Annotated in this window: 9 protein-coding genes and 3 rRNA genes; 6 read left to right on the forward strand and 6 right to left on the reverse strand. The window is 67.5% G+C overall.

Annotated features, from left to right (window positions below; genetic code table 11):
- On the reverse strand, positions 1 to 690 hold the full coding sequence (gene mtrA / locus QF032_RS15835; protein ID WP_187281934.1) for a two-component system response regulator MtrA: 690 nt from the start codon (positions 688 to 690) through the stop codon (positions 1 to 3).
- A gap of 289 nt (positions 691 to 979) precedes the next feature.
- Here mtrA and QF032_RS15840 point away from each other — a divergent pair, with 289 nt between their 5' ends.
- The gene (locus tag QF032_RS15840; protein ID WP_307056266.1) at positions 980 to 1,831 is read left to right on the forward strand and encodes a GNAT family N-acetyltransferase; all 852 of its coding nucleotides are present in this window, start codon (positions 980 to 982) and stop codon (positions 1,829 to 1,831) included.
- Positions 1,832 to 1,919: 88 nt separating this feature from the next.
- Here QF032_RS15840 and mtnA read toward each other — a convergent pair whose 3' ends face one another.
- Positions 1,920 to 3,113 (reverse strand): S-methyl-5-thioribose-1-phosphate isomerase, encoded by a 1,194-nt coding sequence (gene mtnA / locus QF032_RS15845; RefSeq protein ID WP_307056267.1) that lies wholly within the window; start codon positions 3,111 to 3,113, stop codon positions 1,920 to 1,922.
- A 140-nt stretch (positions 3,114 to 3,253) separates the two neighbouring features.
- Between mtnA and QF032_RS15850 the strand changes: the two genes are divergently transcribed.
- The 5 genes from QF032_RS15850 to QF032_RS15870 all read left to right on the forward strand — a co-directional run bounded on the left by QF032_RS15850 (position 3,254) and on the right by QF032_RS15870 (position 8,975).
- Complete coding sequence (locus QF032_RS15850) at positions 3,254 to 4,636, forward strand: glycerophosphoryl diester phosphodiesterase membrane domain-containing protein (RefSeq protein WP_307056268.1); 1,383 nt, start codon at positions 3,254 to 3,256, stop codon at positions 4,634 to 4,636.
- A 133-nt stretch (positions 4,637 to 4,769) separates the two neighbouring features.
- A complete protein-coding gene (locus QF032_RS15855; protein WP_307060276.1) occupies positions 4,770 to 5,483 on the forward strand; it encodes a DUF4129 domain-containing protein in 714 nt (237 codons plus the stop codon).
- Entirely contained in the window at positions 5,480 to 6,676 is a 1,197-nt protein-coding gene (locus QF032_RS15860; RefSeq protein WP_307056269.1) for a DUF4350 domain-containing protein, read from the forward strand. The genes QF032_RS15855 and QF032_RS15860 overlap by 4 nt, the downstream gene beginning before the upstream one ends.
- Entirely contained in the window at positions 6,676 to 7,665 is a 990-nt protein-coding gene (locus QF032_RS15865; RefSeq protein ID WP_307050126.1) for an AAA family ATPase, read from the forward strand. Before QF032_RS15860 ends, QF032_RS15865 begins: the two co-directional genes overlap by 1 nt.
- Positions 7,665 to 8,975: a DUF58 domain-containing protein gene (locus tag QF032_RS15870; RefSeq protein WP_307056270.1), complete on the forward strand. Its 1,311-nt coding sequence runs from the start codon at positions 7,665 to 7,667 to the stop codon at positions 8,973 to 8,975. Before QF032_RS15865 ends, QF032_RS15870 begins: the two co-directional genes overlap by 1 nt.
- 105 nt (positions 8,976 to 9,080) lie before the next feature.
- Here the strand turns inward: QF032_RS15870 and rrf are convergent.
- The 4 genes from rrf to QF032_RS15890 form a co-directional block, all read right to left on the reverse strand.
- Positions 9,081 to 9,197, reverse strand: a 5S ribosomal RNA gene (gene rrf, locus QF032_RS15875).
- Between the two features lie 90 nt (positions 9,198 to 9,287).
- Positions 9,288 to 12,410 (reverse strand): 23S ribosomal RNA (locus QF032_RS15880).
- A gap of 318 nt (positions 12,411 to 12,728) precedes the next feature.
- Positions 12,729 to 14,254, reverse strand: a 16S ribosomal RNA gene (locus QF032_RS15885).
- Together the 16S, 23S and 5S rRNA genes form the textbook arrangement of a ribosomal RNA operon.
- Positions 14,255 to 14,817: 563 nt before the next feature.
- Entirely contained in the window at positions 14,818 to 15,825 is a 1,008-nt protein-coding gene (locus QF032_RS15890) for a stage II sporulation protein M (protein WP_307056271.1), read from the reverse strand.
- Between the last annotated feature and the right edge of the window lie 49 nt (positions 15,826 to 15,874).

The following is a 15,874-nucleotide window of genomic DNA, read 5'->3' on the forward strand; positions in this document are numbered from 1 at the left end:
TCAGCTGGGTCCTGCCTTGTATCCGACGCCACGGACGGTCACCACGATCTCCGGCCGCTCCGGGTCCTTCTCGACCTTCGAGCGCAGCCTCTGTACATGTACGTTGACCAGGCGGGTGTCGGCGGCGTGCCGGTAGCCCCACACCTGCTCGAGGAGGACCTCGCGGGTGAACACCTGCCAGGGCTTGCGCGCCAGGGCGACCAGCAGGTCGAACTCCAGCGGGGTCAGCGCGATCGACTGGCCCTCCCGCTTCACGGAGTGGCCGGCCACGTCGATGACGAGGTCGCCTATGGCGAGCTGTTCGGGCGCCGGCTCCTCCGACCTCCGCAGCCGGGCCCGGATGCGGGCGACCAGCTCCTTCGGCTTGAACGGCTTCACGATGTAGTCGTCGGCGCCGGACTCCAGTCCGACGACCACGTCGACGGTGTCGCTCTTCGCCGTGAGCATCACGATCGGTACGCCGGACTCCGCCCTGATCAGGCGGCACACCTCGATGCCGTCCCGGCCGGGCAGCATCAGGTCCAGCAGCACCAGATCGGGTTTCGCCTCACGGAAAGCAGCCAGCGCCTTGTCGCCGTCGGCTACGAAAGACGGCTCAAAACCTTCACCACGCAGCACAATGCCGAGCATCTCGGCCAGTGCGGTGTCGTCGTCGACGACAAGGACTCGTCCCTTCATAAACGACATCATCCCATTCTCGTAACAGTGAAGGAGGCGCAGGTGAGAAGGCTCACCGACCAGTGACGATAGTCGTACGGGCCCGTCACTGTCTGCCCCGGTCCGCGCCGACGCCGGGTGTCGGCGCCGATGTCGTGCGGCCCGGCGAGACGGCGTGCGGCTACTGCTCAAGGACAGCACATCTGGCGCTCGCGTGAGCATCCGGGCTCCGAGGGCGCGGAACGTTCAGGCTCCGAGGGCGCGGCGCCGATCAGGAAGAGCAGGGAAATCCCCGTGCGGTGCGATGACCTCCAGTGGTGGGATGCGTCGTATGAGCGACCCGCTGCACGACCGCATCCAGGAGTACTACGCGGCCGTCCCTCTCCTCTTCGCCGCCGCCGAGGACTTCGGCCCGCTGCGCCTGTTCGTGCGCGGGGAGCCGGGCGCCCCGTACTACGGCGGTCCCGGCCATGCCCAGCCCACCCGGCGGGGCGCGGCTCGGGTCGGCGCGGACGACATCGCGCGGGTACGCGCCCGTCAGCGGGAGCTCGGCGTGCCGGAGGCGTTCGAGTGGCTGGCCGACGCCGCCCCGGCCCTGCGCGCCCTGATCGAGGCCGCCGGCCTCACGGTGCTGAAACGCCCGCTCATGGTCCTCCCGGCACACCGCCCGCTCCCCGCCCTGCCGCTCCCGGACGGCGTGACCCTGCGGGTGCTGACCGCCGACGATCCCGCGCTGCCTGCCGCCCTCGCCCTGCCCCGCCTGGCCTTCGCCCAGCAGCCCGGCACCGGCCCGGCGGACCGCGCGGAACTGTCCAGACTGACCCGTGAGGTGACCGGGGACGGCACGGTCGCCGCCGTGCGCCCCACGCTCCGCGCCGGACACAAGACGCTCCTCGCCGCCCTCGCCCCGGACGGCGTCCCCCTGGCCGTCGGCCACTACCACCCGGCGGCGGGCGCGACGGAGATCGGCGGCGTCGGCACCCTTCCCTCCGCCCGACGGCAGGGCCTGGCCGCCGCCGTGACGGCGGCCCTGGCAGCCCACGCCCGCGAGCACGACATCGACACCGTCTTCCTCGCCTACGCACAGGAGTCCGTCGCCCGCATCTACGCCCGCCTGGGCTTCCGCCCCGCCGGCACGACCCTCCTGATCGCCGGCCAGCCCGCCCGCTCGTAGACCGGCCCCCGCGACCCACGCCGTCGACCCACGCCGTCGACCGGCGCACCGTCCGGCGGGTCAGCCGGGCGAGGCCGCACCGGCCAGATCAGGACAGCTCAGGCCCCCTGCCCCCGCGCCCGCCCTCAGCCCCGGCCTCGGCCTCGGCGGCGCCCCTGCCCGCTTTGGTGCACAGCCCGGCGAGCGCGTCGGCCGTCACGGGCGAGATCACGCCCTCCTCCGTGACGATCGCCGTCACCAGCTCGGGCGGCGTCACGTCGAACGCCGGGTTGTACGCCTGCGTCCCCAGCGGCGCCACCGGCATCCCCGCGCCCGCTCCCGTCACCGGCGCCTGCGGCGCCGCGGTCTCCGTCACCTCGTACCCCGGACGCTGCTCCACCTCGATCGCCGCCCCGTCCGGCGTCTTGGGATCGACCGTCGTCACCGGCGCCACCACGATGAACGGCACATGGTGGTAGCGGGCGAGGACCGCGAGCGGGTAACTCCCCACCTTGTTCGCCACCGACCCGTCCCCCGCGATGCGGTCCGCCCCGATCAGCACCGCGTCCACCTCGCCCGCCGCGAACAGCGAACCCGCCGCGTTGTCCGTCAGCAAGGTGTACGCCATGCCGCTGCGCGCCGCCTCGTACGCCGTGAGACGGGCGCCCTGCAACAGCGGACGGGTCTCGTCCACCCACAGCCGGCGCAGCCGCCCCATCCGGTGCGCCGCGAGCGCCACCGCGAACGCCGTCCCCTCACCGCCCGACACCAGTGCCCCGGTGTTGCAGTGCGTGAGAATCCGGTGCCCGCCGCCGGGCAGGAGTTCGTCGAGCAGCGCCAGCCCGTGCGCGGCCATCCGCGCGCTGGCCTCGGCGTCCTCGCGATGCAGCTGCCGTGCGGCCGCCAGCGCCGCCCGCGCTCCCTGGGCGGGGTCGCCGCCCCCGGCGAGCTCCGCCTGGTAAGCGGCACGAGCCCGGCGCACGCCCAGGGACAGGTTCACCGCGGTGGGGCGGGCCGACGCGAGCGCGTTCGCGGCCTCGTCCACGTCGAAGCCGCGGGCGGCGGCGAGCGCGACGCCGTAGGCCCCGGCGATCCCCAGCAACGGCGCCCCGCGCACGGCCAGCGACCGGATCGCCTCCACCAGCGCGGACGCGTCCGTACACACCGTTTCGACCTCTTCGGCGGGAAGTCTCGTCTGGTCGAGAAGGACCAGCACGGGGCCCTCCGGCAGCTCCTCCCAACGGATCGCAGGTATCTCCGCCGGCCGCTTGTCCTCGCCGGATTGCGCGTACTGATCAGCCATGAAGTCAGTCTGCCCCCTATCCGACGGACCATTGAAGGTGTGCGGCCCGTACCGCGGCCGGTCACCCGGTGAGCGCCCCATGGCACGATGGCTCCCAACCTGCCGCCGCGCCCGCAGACGGGCACCGTGAAGGAGCGACGATGAAAGACACTCCGGGCTGGGCCTCGCCCGGATCCGCCCCGTCCGACGGACAGGAGCCCGGCGCGTCCCACCCCGCCGAGCCGGCGGCCCGGCCCGCCGGCGATCAGCCCGCGGACCAGCCGGACGCGAGCGCGAACCCGCAGACCCCCGGCACGAAGTGGTCCAAGGAACAGCCGCCTCCCGGCCAGTGGTCGGCGCCGGCAGGCCTCCAGAACCCGGCCCAGCCCCCGCCGCCCCCGCCCCCGCCTCCGCCCGCCCAGAACTGGGGCGGCTACCCGCCCGCGGGCCCGGGCGGACACCCCGGAGGCCCGGCCGGCCACGGCGGCCCCGGAGGCTACGGCGGTTACGGTCCACCCGGCGGCTGGGGCGCCGGCTGGGGCGGCCCGCCGCCCGCCGCCAAGCCCGGCGTGATCCCGCTGCGCCCGCTCGGCGTGGGCGAGATCCTCGACGGCGCCGTGGCCACCATGCGCGCCCACTGGCGTACGGTCCTCGGCATCTCCCTGACCGTCGCGATCGTCACCGAGGTGTTCATCGTCCTGCTGCAGGGCCTGATCCTGAACGACGCCACGGACACCGCGGCCCTCGGCGACCCGAGCGCCACCGCCGACGAGCAGCTCAACGCCATGGGCGACGCCATGCGCGCCTCCGGCCCCGTGCTCCTCATCAGCCTCGTCGGCACCGTGGTGGCGACCGCCCTGCTCACCACCGTGACCAGCCGCGCGGTGCTCGGGAAACCGGTCACCCTCAAAGAGGCATGGCGCGACGCCCGCCCGCAGCTGCCCCGGCTGTTCGGGCTGATCTTCCTGCTCATGCTGATCGCCGCCGGCATCGTCCTCGTCTGCCTGCTGCCGGGCATCCTCGCGAGCGCCGCCGGAAACACCGACGGGGGCGCCGCGCTGAAAGCCTTCGGCATCCTCGGCTCGATCGTCCTCGTGCTCTGGCTGCTCATCCGCTTCTGCCTGGCCTCGCCCGCGCTGATGCTGGAGAAACAGGGCATCAAGAAGGCCCTCAGCCGCTCCGCGAAGCTCACCCGCGGCTCCTGGTGGCGCGTCTTCGGCATCCAACTGCTCGCCCTGCTCATCGCGAACATCATCGCGATGATCGTCGTCGTGCCCTTCGCGCTCCTCGGGGCCGCCCTGAGCGACGGCGGCATCAGCGGCATGGTCGAAGCGAGCAGCGACTACGGCTGGACCTACCTGATCATCAGCGGCATCGGCTCGGTCATCGGCTCCATGATCACCTTCCCGATCGCGGCCGGCGTCATCGTGCTCCTCTACATCGACCAGCGCATCCGCCGCGAGGCCCTCGACCTCGACCTGGCCCGCGCGGCAGGCCTCCAGGACTACGGCTCCGCCGCCCCCGGCACCATCCCGGGGAGCTGATGCGGTGAGACCGACGGGGGGAGTTCTCACAGCGGTACCGCACACGGACGGCCTGCCCCTACGGGCCCTGTCCGGCCTCGCCGACCCAGTGCCGACGGCCCTGTGCCGCGCCGCCGACAAGGCCGTCCAGGCCCTGTTGCGGGCAGGCGACGGCGCGACGTCGGCCCTGGCCCGCTCGGGCGACGAACCGCCGCTGACCGTCCCCCGTGACCCCGCGCGGGAGGCGGCCCGCCGTGAGCTGTCCAAGGACCTGTACCACCAGAACGACCCCGGCCTGTTCCAGCGCACCCTGGACACCCTCTGGGACTGGATCGGCGACCTGTTCGACACCGCCTCGACCGCCACCCCCGGCGGCACCCTGGGCCTGCTGGTGGTCGTCCTCGGCGTCGCCGCCGTCGTCGCCGCCCTGTGGTGGCGCCTGGGCGCCCCGCGCCGCCGCCCCACCTCCACGCCCGCCCTGTTCGACGACCGTCCCCGCAGCGCCGCCGAACACCGCGCGGCCGCCGAGGCGCACGCCGCCCAGGGCCACTGGAACCAGGCCCTCCAAGAACGCATGCGCGCCGTCGTCCGCGCCCTGGAGGAACGCGCCCTTCTCGACGCTCGCCCAGGCCGCACGGCCGACGAGGCCGCCGCCGAAGCCGGCCGAAGCCTGCCGGCCCACACCGACCGGCTGCGCGCCGCCGCCGGGGACTTCGACGATGTGACATACGGCGGCCGCAGGGCGACCCAGCAGTCGTACATGCGCATGGCCGCACTCGACCTCGACCTGGAACGCGCGAAACCGGAGCTGACGGCCCACAGCATCCACCACACGGCCCACACCGCCCGCCGGGGAGCCGCCGAGTGACGCCCGCGGTCAGGTCCCCCACCACCTCGGCCCCGCCCACCGCCCTCCGTCTGTGGACCCGCGCCCGAGGCCCCGTCCTCGCCTTCGCCCTTCTCCTGGCGGCCTCGATCACGCTCGCCGCACTGCAGTCCGAAGCCCGTCACGGCGCCCTCGACCCGCGCTCCGCCGACCCCTACGGCAGCCGCGCGATCTCCGAACTGCTCGCCGACCGCGGCGTGACCACCCGCGTAGTCACCGACCTCGCCGACGCCCGCGCCGCGGCGGACCCCCACACCACCCTCCTGGTCGCCGCCCCCGACCTCCTGACCGAGCATCAACAAGAGGAGCTGTACACGGCGACAGCCGGCTCCGGCGGCCGTACCGTCCTCGTCGCGCCCAGCAGCTGGTCCGTGGGCACCCTCGCCCCCGGCGTGACCGCCGACCCGGCCCACAGCCACGACTCGGTGCTCTCCCCCGACTGCCCCCTGCCCGCAGCGCGCCGCGCCGGCACCGCCGACACCGGCGGCATCCGCTACACCACCCACCGACCCGGCGCCGACGAGTGCTACCCCAGCGAACGTCTGGCCACCCTGCTGCGCCTCCCCGACACCACCGGCGACGGCGACACCCTCGTGCTCGGCGCACCAGACATCCTCTACAACAACCGCCTCGACCAGCAGGGCAACGCCTCGCTCGCCCTCCAGCTCCTCGGCTCCCGCAACCATCTCGTCTGGTACCTCCCCTCTCTCTCCGACACCACCGCCGCCGACCCGGACGACGAGAAATCCTTCCTCGATCTGCTCCCCTCCGGCTGGATCTGGGGCACCCTGCAACTCTTCGTCGCGGCAGCACTCGCCGCCCTGTGGCGGGCACGCCGGCTCGGACCCCTCGTCCCCGAGAAACTCCCCGTGGCGATCCGCGCCTCCGAGACCGTCGAGGGCCGCGCCCGCCTCTACCGCAAGGCCGACGCCCGTGACCGCGCGGCCGCGGCTCTCCGTTCCACCACCCGCAACCGCCTCGCCCCTCTCCTGGGCGTCCCCGTACCCCAGGCGCACGCGCCCGAGGCCCTCATCCCCGCCCTGACCGCCCACCTCCACGGCAACGGCCAGGTCCTGCACTCCCTTCTCTTCGGCCCGCCGCCCGGCGACGACGCGGCCCTGATCGCCCTCGCCGACCAACTCGACGCCCTCGAAAGAGAGGTACGCCGTCCATGATGGACCCGACCACCGACAACGCCGGGACCACCGGGGACCAGGGCCGCGCCCGCGCCTCCCTGGAAGCCCTGCGCGCCGAGATCTCCAAGGCCGTGGTCGGCCAGGACCCCGCCGTGACCGGCCTCGTCGTCGCTCTGCTCTGCCGCGGACACGTTCTCCTTGAAGGAGTCCCCGGAGTGGCCAAAACGTTGCTCGTCCGCGCCCTCGCCTCCGCACTCGAACTCGACACCAAACGCGTCCAGTTCACCCCCGACCTCATGCCGGGCGACATCACCGGCTCCCTCGTCTACGACGCCCGCACCGCCGAGTTCTCCTTCCAGCCCGGCCCGGTCTTCACCAACCTCCTCCTCGCCGACGAGATCAACCGCACCCCGCCCAAGACCCAGTCGTCCCTCCTCGAAGCGATGGAGGAACGACAGGTCACCGTCGACGGCACCCCCCGGCCCCTCCCCGACCCCTTCCTCGTCGCCGCGACCCAGAACCCCGTCGAGTACGAGGGCACCTACCCCCTCCCGGAAGCCCAGCTGGACCGCTTCCTCCTCAAGCTGACGATCCCGCTCCCCTCCCGCCAGGACGAGATCGACGTCCTCACCCGCCACGCCGAAGGCTTCAACCCCCGCGACCTGCACGCCGCCGGCGTACGCCCCGTCGCCGGACCCGCCGACCTCGAGGCGGCCCGCGCCGCCGTCGCCAAAACGGCGATCTCCCCGGAGATCACCGCCTACGTGGTCGACATCTGCCGCGCCACCCGCGAATCGCCCTCTCTCACCCTCGGCGTCTCCCCACGAGGCGCGACCGCCCTCCTGGCCACCTCGCGCGCGTGGGCCTGGCTCACCGGCCGCGACTACGTCATCCCCGACGACGTCAAAGCCCTCGCCCTGCCCACCCTCCGCCACCGCGTCCAACTCCGCCCGGAGGCCGAAATGGAAGGCGTCACCGCCGACTCCGTCATCAACGCGATCCTCGCCCACGTCCCCGTCCCCCGCTGATGGCGCTCACCGGACGCACCGCGCTCCTCGCGGCCCTCGGCTCTCTCCCCGTCGGCATCTGGGGCCCCGGATGGACGGGCATCCTGGCCGTCAACGCGCCGCTGGCCCTGGCCTGCGCCTGCGATTTCGTGCTGGCCGCCCCCGTACGCCGACTCGGCCTGACCCGTTCCGGCGACACCACCGCCCGCCTCGGCGACCCCGCGGACGTCACCCTCACCGTCACCAACCCGTCCCGGCGCCCCCTGCGCGCCCACCTGCGCGACGCCTGGCCACCCAGCGGCTGGCAGCCGGGCACGGAGACGGAAGCCTCTCGCCACCGCCTGACGGTCCCGCCCGGTGAACGCCGCCGCGTCACGACCCGCCTGCGCCCCACCCGGCGAGGCGACCACCACGCCGACCGCGTCACCATCCGCTCCTACGGCCCCCTCGGCCTCTTCTCACGCCAGGGAGCCCACCAGGTCCCCTGGACCGTACGCGTCCTGCCTCCGTTCACCAGCCGTAAGCACCTGCCGTCGAAACTGTCCCGGCTACGCGAACTCGACGGCCGTACCAGCGTCCTGACCCGCGGCGAGGGCACCGAGTTCGACAGCCTGCGCGAGTACGTTCCCGGCGACGACACCCGCTCCATCGACTGGCGTGCCACGGCCCGCCACTCCACGGTCGCGGTCCGCACCTGGCGTCCCGAACGCGACCGGCACGTCCTCCTGGTCCTCGACACCGGCCGCACCTCCGCAGGCCGCGTCGACGACGCCCCCCGCCTCGACGCCTCCATGGACGCGGCGCTCCTCCTCGCCGCCCTGGCGTCCCGTGCCGGCGACCGCGTCGACCTTCTCGCCTACGACCGCAGGGTGCGCGCACTCGTCCAGGGCCGCACCGCACGGGACGTCCTCCCCTCCCTGGTCAACGCCATGGCCACGCTCGAACCAGAACTCGTCGAGACGAACGCCCGCGGGCTCGCCGCCGCAACCCTGCGCACCGCGCCCCGCCGCTCCCTCATCGTCCTGATGACGACACTGGACACCACGCCGGTCGAGGAAGGCCTCCTCCCCGTCCTGCCGCAACTCACCCGACGCCACACGGTCCTCGTCGCGTCGGTGGCCGACCCGCACATCGCCCGCATGGCCACCTCCCGCGGTGACGCCGACGCGGTGTACGAGGCCGCAGCCGCAGCCCAGGCCCAGACCGAGCGGCACCGTATGGCGGAGCAGCTCCGCCGGCGCGGCGTCACCGTCGTCGACGCCACACCGGATGAACTCGCCCCGGCACTCGCGGACGCCTACCTCGCACTGAAAGCAGCTGGACGCCTCTAACGCAGAACGGGCCCTCCGGTGGGAGAGCCCGTCAAGAACAACTTCGAAATATCAGGAACGCAGAAAACCCCCGTGCCGAATGGCACGGGGGTTTTCGCAATGATTGTTCGGCGGTGTCCTACTCTCCCACAGGGTCCCCCCTGCAGTACCATCGGCGCTGTAAGGCTTAGCTTCCGGGTTCGGAATGTAACCGGGCGTTTCCCTCACGCTATGACCACCGAAACACTATGAAACTGTCCAGCCGCACCACACCGTGACCATGGCATGGGGCTGTTCGTGGTTTCAGAACCAACACAGTGGACGCGAGCAACTGAGGACAAGCCCTCGGCCTATTAGTACCAGTCAGCTTCACCCATTACTGGGCTTCCACATCCGGCCTATCAACCCAGTCGTCTACTGGGAGCCTTACCCCATCAAGTGGGTGGGAATACTCATCTCGAAGCAGGCTTCCCGCTTAGATGCTTTCAGCGGTTATCCCTCCCGAACGTAGCCAACCAGCCATGCCCTTGGCAGAACAACTGGCACACCAGAGGTTCGTCCGTCCCGGTCCTCTCGTACTAGGGACAGCCCTTCTCAATATTCCTGCGCGCGCAGCGGATAGGGACCGAACTGTCTCACGACGTTCTAAACCCAGCTCGCGTACCGCTTTAATGGGCGAACAGCCCAACCCTTGGGACCGACTCCAGCCCCAGGATGCGACGAGCCGACATCGAGGTGCCAAACCATCCCGTCGATATGGACTCTTGGGGAAGATCAGCCTGTTATCCCCGGGGTACCTTTTATCCGTTGAGCGACGGCGCTTCCACAAGCCACCGCCGGATCACTAGTCCCGACTTTCGTCCCTGCTCGACCCGTCGGTCTCACAGTCAAGCTCCCTTGTGCACTTACACTCAACACCTGATTGCCAACCAGGCTGAGGGAACCTTTGGGCGCCTCCGTTACTCTTTAGGAGGCAACCGCCCCAGTTAAACTACCCATCAGACACTGTCCCTGATCCGGATCACGGACCCAGGTTAGACATCCAGCACGACCAGACTGGTATTTCAACGACGACTCCACTCGAACTGGCGTCCAAGCTTCACAGTCTCCCAGCTATCCTACACAAGCCGAACCGAACACCAATATCAAACTGTAGTAAAGGTCCCGGGGTCTTTCCGTCCTGCTGCGCGAAACGAGCATCTTTACTCGTAGTGCAATTTCACCGGGCCTATGGTTGAGACAGTCGAGAAGTCGTTACGCCATTCGTGCAGGTCGGAACTTACCCGACAAGGAATTTCGCTACCTTAGGATGGTTATAGTTACCACCGCCGTTTACTGGCGCTTAAGTTCTCAGCTTCGCCACCCCGAAGAGTGACTAACCGGTCCCCTTAACGTTCCAGCACCGGGCAGGCGTCAGTCCGTATACATCGCCTTACGGCTTCGCACGGACCTGTGTTTTTAGTAAACAGTCGCTTCTCGCTGGTCTCTGCGGCCACCCCCAGCTCGAGGAGCAAGTCCTCTCACCAAGCGTGGCCCCCCTTCTCCCGAAGTTACGGGGGCATTTTGCCGAGTTCCTTAACCATAGTTCACCCGAACGCCTCGGTATTCTCTACCTGACCACCTGAGTCGGTTTAGGGTACGGGCCGCCATGAAACTCGCTAGAGGCTTTTCTCGACAGCATAGGATCATCCACTTCGCCACAATCGGCTCGGCATCAGGTCTCAGCCTTAATGTGTGACGGATTTGCCTATCACACGACCTACACCCTTACCCCGGGACAACCACCGCCCGGGATGGACTACCTTCCTGCGTCACCCCATCACTCACCTACTACAAGTCTGGTCCGTCGGCTCCACCACTTTCCATTCCCCGAAGGGTCCGGAACGGCTTCACGGACTTAGCATCGCCTGGTTCGATGTTTGACGCTTCACAGCGGGTACCGGAATATCAACCGGTTATCCATCGACTACGCCTGTCGGCCTCGCCTTAGGTCCCGACTTACCCTGGGCAGATCAGCTTGACCCAGGAACCCTTAGTCAATCGGCGCACACGTTTCTCACGTGTGAATCGCTACTCATGCCTGCATTCTCACTCGTGAACCGTCCACAACTACCTTCCGGTGCTGCTTCACCCGGCACACGACGCTCCCCTACCCATCACAGCAGGCGTTGGCCCTATTGCTGCAATGACACGACTTCGGCGGTACGCTTGAGCCCCGCTACATTGTCGGCGCGGAATCACTAGACCAGTGAGCTATTACGCACTCTTTCAAGGGTGGCTGCTTCTAAGCCAACCTCCTGGTTGTCTCTGCGACTCCACATCCTTTCCCACTTAGCGTACGCTTAGGGGCCTTAGTCGATGCTCTGGGCTGTTTCCCTCTCGACCATGGAGCTTATCCCCCACAGTCTCACTGCCGCGCTCTCACTTACCGGCATTCGGAGTTTGGCTAAGGTCAGTAACCCGGTAGGGCCCATCGCCTATCCAGTGCTCTACCTCCGGCAAGAAACACACGACGCTGCACCTAAATGCATTTCGGGGAGAACCAGCTATCACGGAGTTTGATTGGCCTTTCACCCCTAACCACAGGTCATCCCCCAGGTTTTCAACCCTGGTGGGTTCGGTCCTCCACGAAGTCTTACCTCCGCTTCAACCTGCCCATGGCTAGATCACTCCGCTTCGGGTCTTGAGCGTGCTACTGAAACGCCCTGTTCGGACTCGCTTTCGCTACGGCTACCCCACTCGGGTTAACCTCGCAACACACCGCAAACTCGCAGGCTCATTCTTCAAAAGGCACGCAGTCACGAGACGCCAAGCAAGCTTGACGTCCGACGCTCCCACGGCTTGTAGGCACACGGTTTCAGGTACTATTTCACTCCGCTCCCGCGGTACTTTTCACCATTCCCTCACGGTACTATCCGCTATCGGTCACCAGGGAATATTTAGGCTTAGCGGGTGGTCCCGCCAGATTCACACGGGATTTCTCGGGCCCCGTGCTACTTGGGTGTCTCTCAAACGAGCCGTTGATGTTTCGACTACGGGGGTCTTACCCTCTACGCCGGACCTTTCGCATGTCCTTCGCCTACATCAACGGTTTCTGACTCGCCTCACAGCCGGCAGACTGTGAAAGAGAGATCCCACAACCCCGAATGCGCAACCCCTGCCGGGTCTCACACGCATACGGTTTGGCCTCATCCGGTTTCGCTCGCCACTACTCCCGGAATCACGGTTGTTTTCTCTTCCTGCGGGTACTGAGATGTTTCACTTCCCCGCGTTCCCTCCACATACCCTATGTGTTCAGGTATGGGTGACAGCCCATGACGACTGCCGGGTTTCCCCATTCGGAAACCCCCGGATCAAAGCCTGGTTGACGGCTCCCCGGGGACTATCGTGGCCTCCCACGTCCTTCATCGGTTCCTGGTGCCAAGGCATCCACCGTGCGCCCTTAAAAACTTGGCCACAGATGCTCGCGTCCACTGTGCAGTTCTCAAACAACGACCAGCCACCCATCACCCCCAACCTGAGCTGGAGTTCACTGGGGCCGGCATCAGAAGGGCAAGCGCATAACGCTCGCACCCTCAGACACCCAACAGCGTGCCCGGCACCCCCGCCACTCGTGATCAGCTTTCCACGCTCCGAAGAGCAGTACTTGCAGCCCGAGATGACTGAGAATGCCGAATAATCAACGTTCCACCCATGAGCAACCAGCACCGGACGTTCGCCGATGAACTGGCCTCTGAACCAGTCCCGTAGGACCGGCTGAGAAGTGCTCCTTAGAAAGGAGGTGATCCAGCCGCACCTTCCGGTACGGCTACCTTGTTACGACTTCGTCCCAATCGCCAGTCCCACCTTCGACAGCTCCCTCCCACAAGGGGTTGGGCCACCGGCTTCGGGTGTTACCGACTTTCGTGACGTGACGGGCGGTGTGTACAAGGCCCGGGAACGTATTCACCGCAGCAATGCTGATCTGCGATTACTAGCAACTCCGACTTCATGGGGTCGAGTTGCAGACCCCAATCCGAACTGAGACCGGCTTTTTGAGATTCGCTCCACCTCACGGTTTCGCAGCTCTTTGTACCGGCCATTGTAGCACGTGTGCAGCCCAAGACATAAGGGGCATGATGACTTGACGTCGTCCCCACCTTCCTCCGAGTTGACCCCGGCAGTCTCCTGTGAGTCCCCATCACCCCGAAGGGCATGCTGGCAACACAGAACAAGGGTTGCGCTCGTTGCGGGACTTAACCCAACATCTCACGACACGAGCTGACGACAGCCATGCACCACCTGTACACCGACCACAAGGGGGCGACCATCTCTGGCCGTTTCCGGTGTATGTCAAGCCTTGGTAAGGTTCTTCGCGTTGCGTCGAATTAAGCCACATGCTCCGCTGCTTGTGCGGGCCCCCGTCAATTCCTTTGAGTTTTAGCCTTGCGGCCGTACTCCCCAGGCGGGGAACTTAATGCGTTAGCTGCGGCACCGACGACGTGGAATGTCGCCAACACCTAGTTCCCACCGTTTACGGCGTGGACTACCAGGGTATCTAATCCTGTTCGCTCCCCACGCTTTCGCTCCTCAGCGTCAGTAATGGCCCAGAGATCCGCCTTCGCCACCGGTGTTCCTCCTGATATCTGCGCATTTCACCGCTACACCAGGAATTCCGATCTCCCCTACCACACTCTAGTCTGCCCGTATCGAATGCAGACCCGGGGTTAAGCCCCGGGCTTTCACATCCGACGCGACAGACCGCCTACGAGCTCTTTACGCCCAATAATTCCGGACAACGCTTGCGCCCTACGTATTACCGCGGCTGCTGGCACGTAGTTAGCCGGCGCTTCTTCTGCAGGTACCGTCACTTTCGCTTCTTCCCTGCTGAAAGAGGTTTACAACCCGAAGGCCGTCATCCCTCACGCGGCGTCGCTGCATCAGGCTTTCGCCCATTGTGCAATATTCCCCACTGCTGCCTCCCGTAGGAGTCTGGGCCGTGTCTCAGTCCCAGTGTGGCCGGTCGCCCTCTCAGGCCGGCTACCCGTCGTCGCCTTGGTGAGCCATTACCTCACCAACAAGCTGATAGGCCGCGGGCTCATCCTTCACCGCCGGAGCTTTCAACCCCTACAGATGCCTGCAGAAGTGATATCCGGTATTAGACCCCGTTTCCAGGGCTTGTCCCAGAGTGAAGGGCAGATTGCCCACGTGTTACTCACCCGTTCGCCACTAATCCCCACCGAAGTGGTTCATCGTTCGACTTGCATGTGTTAAGCACGCCGCCAGCGTTCGTCCTGAGCCAGGATCAAACTCTCCGTGAATGTTTTCCCGTGATCGGGATCGCACACACGAGAGCGGAACGTCGAGCGGAATAAGCTCGGCGTTCACAACGTCCTCGCTGTGTTTGTTTCAAAGGAACCTCATCCTCGGCTATCACTGCCGGGGACGGGGTATCAACATATCTGGCGTTGATTTTTGGCACGCTGTTGAGTTCTCAAGGAACGGACGCTTCCTTCGTACTCACCCTCTCGGGCTTTCCTCCGGGCAGTTTCCCTTCGGTCTTGCGTTTCCGACTCTATCAGACCGTTTCCCGATCCGATTTCCTCGGTGCTTTCCAGGCTCCCCGCTTATCTCGCGGTTTTCCTTTCCGGCGGTTCCGACTTTATCAGAAGTTTCAGGACGGTCTGACCGGCCATTCGATTTCCGACTTGTCGGGAGGCCTCAGTGGAATCAGTGATTCACGAGGCTGACAGATACTAACCCTTGCCGACCGGACTGCGTCCAGTTCCAGGCAACTGTTCGAATCTACCTCCTCACGCGCTCCGTGTCAACGGCGTTTGCGAGGCGAAGAGGAGACTAGCAGTTCATCGGGGTCGGTCGCACATCAGGCGGCTGTAGGCACTGTCGCGCTGCGCTCGGCCGCCTCGACGTCGCCCATGTCGCCGGCCCGGGCGGCCCTGCCGCCGAGGACGTAGACATAGGCCAGGAAGGCCAGTTCGGCTGTGCTGCCGATGGCGATGCGGGCCCAGGTGGGCAGGCCGGACGGGGTGACGAAGCCTTCGATGGCGCCGGAGACGAACAGGACCAGGGCGAGGCCCATCGCCATGCCGACGGCGGCCCGGCCCTCTTCGGCGAGAGCGGTGCGCCGGGTACGGGGACCGGGGTCGATGACGGTCCAGCCCAGCCGGAGTCCGGTGCCGGCCGCCACGAAGACCGCCGTCAGCTCGAGGAGACCGTGCGGGAGGACGAGACCGAGGAAGGTGTCGAGACGGCCCGCCGAGGACATCAGGCCGGCTCCGATGCCGAGGTTGAGCATGTTCTGGAAGAGGATCCAGAGGACCGGCAGGCCGAGGAAGACGCCGAGGACCAGACACAGGGCGGCGGCCTGGGCGTTGTTCGTCCAGACCTGGGCGGCGAACGCCGCGGCCTGGTGGCTCGAGTAGTACGTCTCGTAGAGGCCACCCGGCCGGGTGAGGTCGCGCAGTTCGTCCGGGGCGGCTATGGAGGCCTGTACTTCCGGATGCGCTCCGATCCACCAGCCCAGAAGGGCGGCGACCGCGGTGGAGAGCAGCGCGGTGGGTACCCACCAGTGGCGTGACCTGTAGACCGCGGCGGGGAAGCCCTGGGTGAGGAATCGCGTCACATCGCGCCACGAGGCGCGGCGGGTGCCGGTCACCGTGCTGCGCGCGCGTGCCACGAGTTGCGTGAGCCGTCCGGTGAGCTGGGGGTCGGGGGCGCTGGACTGGATGAGGGAGAGGTGGGTGGCGGTGCGCTGGTAGAGGGTGACGAGTTCGTCGGTCTCGGCGCCGGTGAGGGTGCGCCGGCGGCGCAGGAGGACGTCGAGGCGGTCCCATTCGGCTCGGTGGGCGGAGACGAAGACGTCGAGGTCCATCGGTGTGCCTGCTCCTCGGCTGTTCGTCGGCGGCCGGCGGTGGATGTCA

Source organism: Streptomyces achromogenes (assembly GCF_030816715.1).
GTDB classification, from domain to species: domain Bacteria; phylum Actinomycetota; class Actinomycetes; order Streptomycetales; family Streptomycetaceae; genus Streptomyces; species Streptomyces achromogenes_A.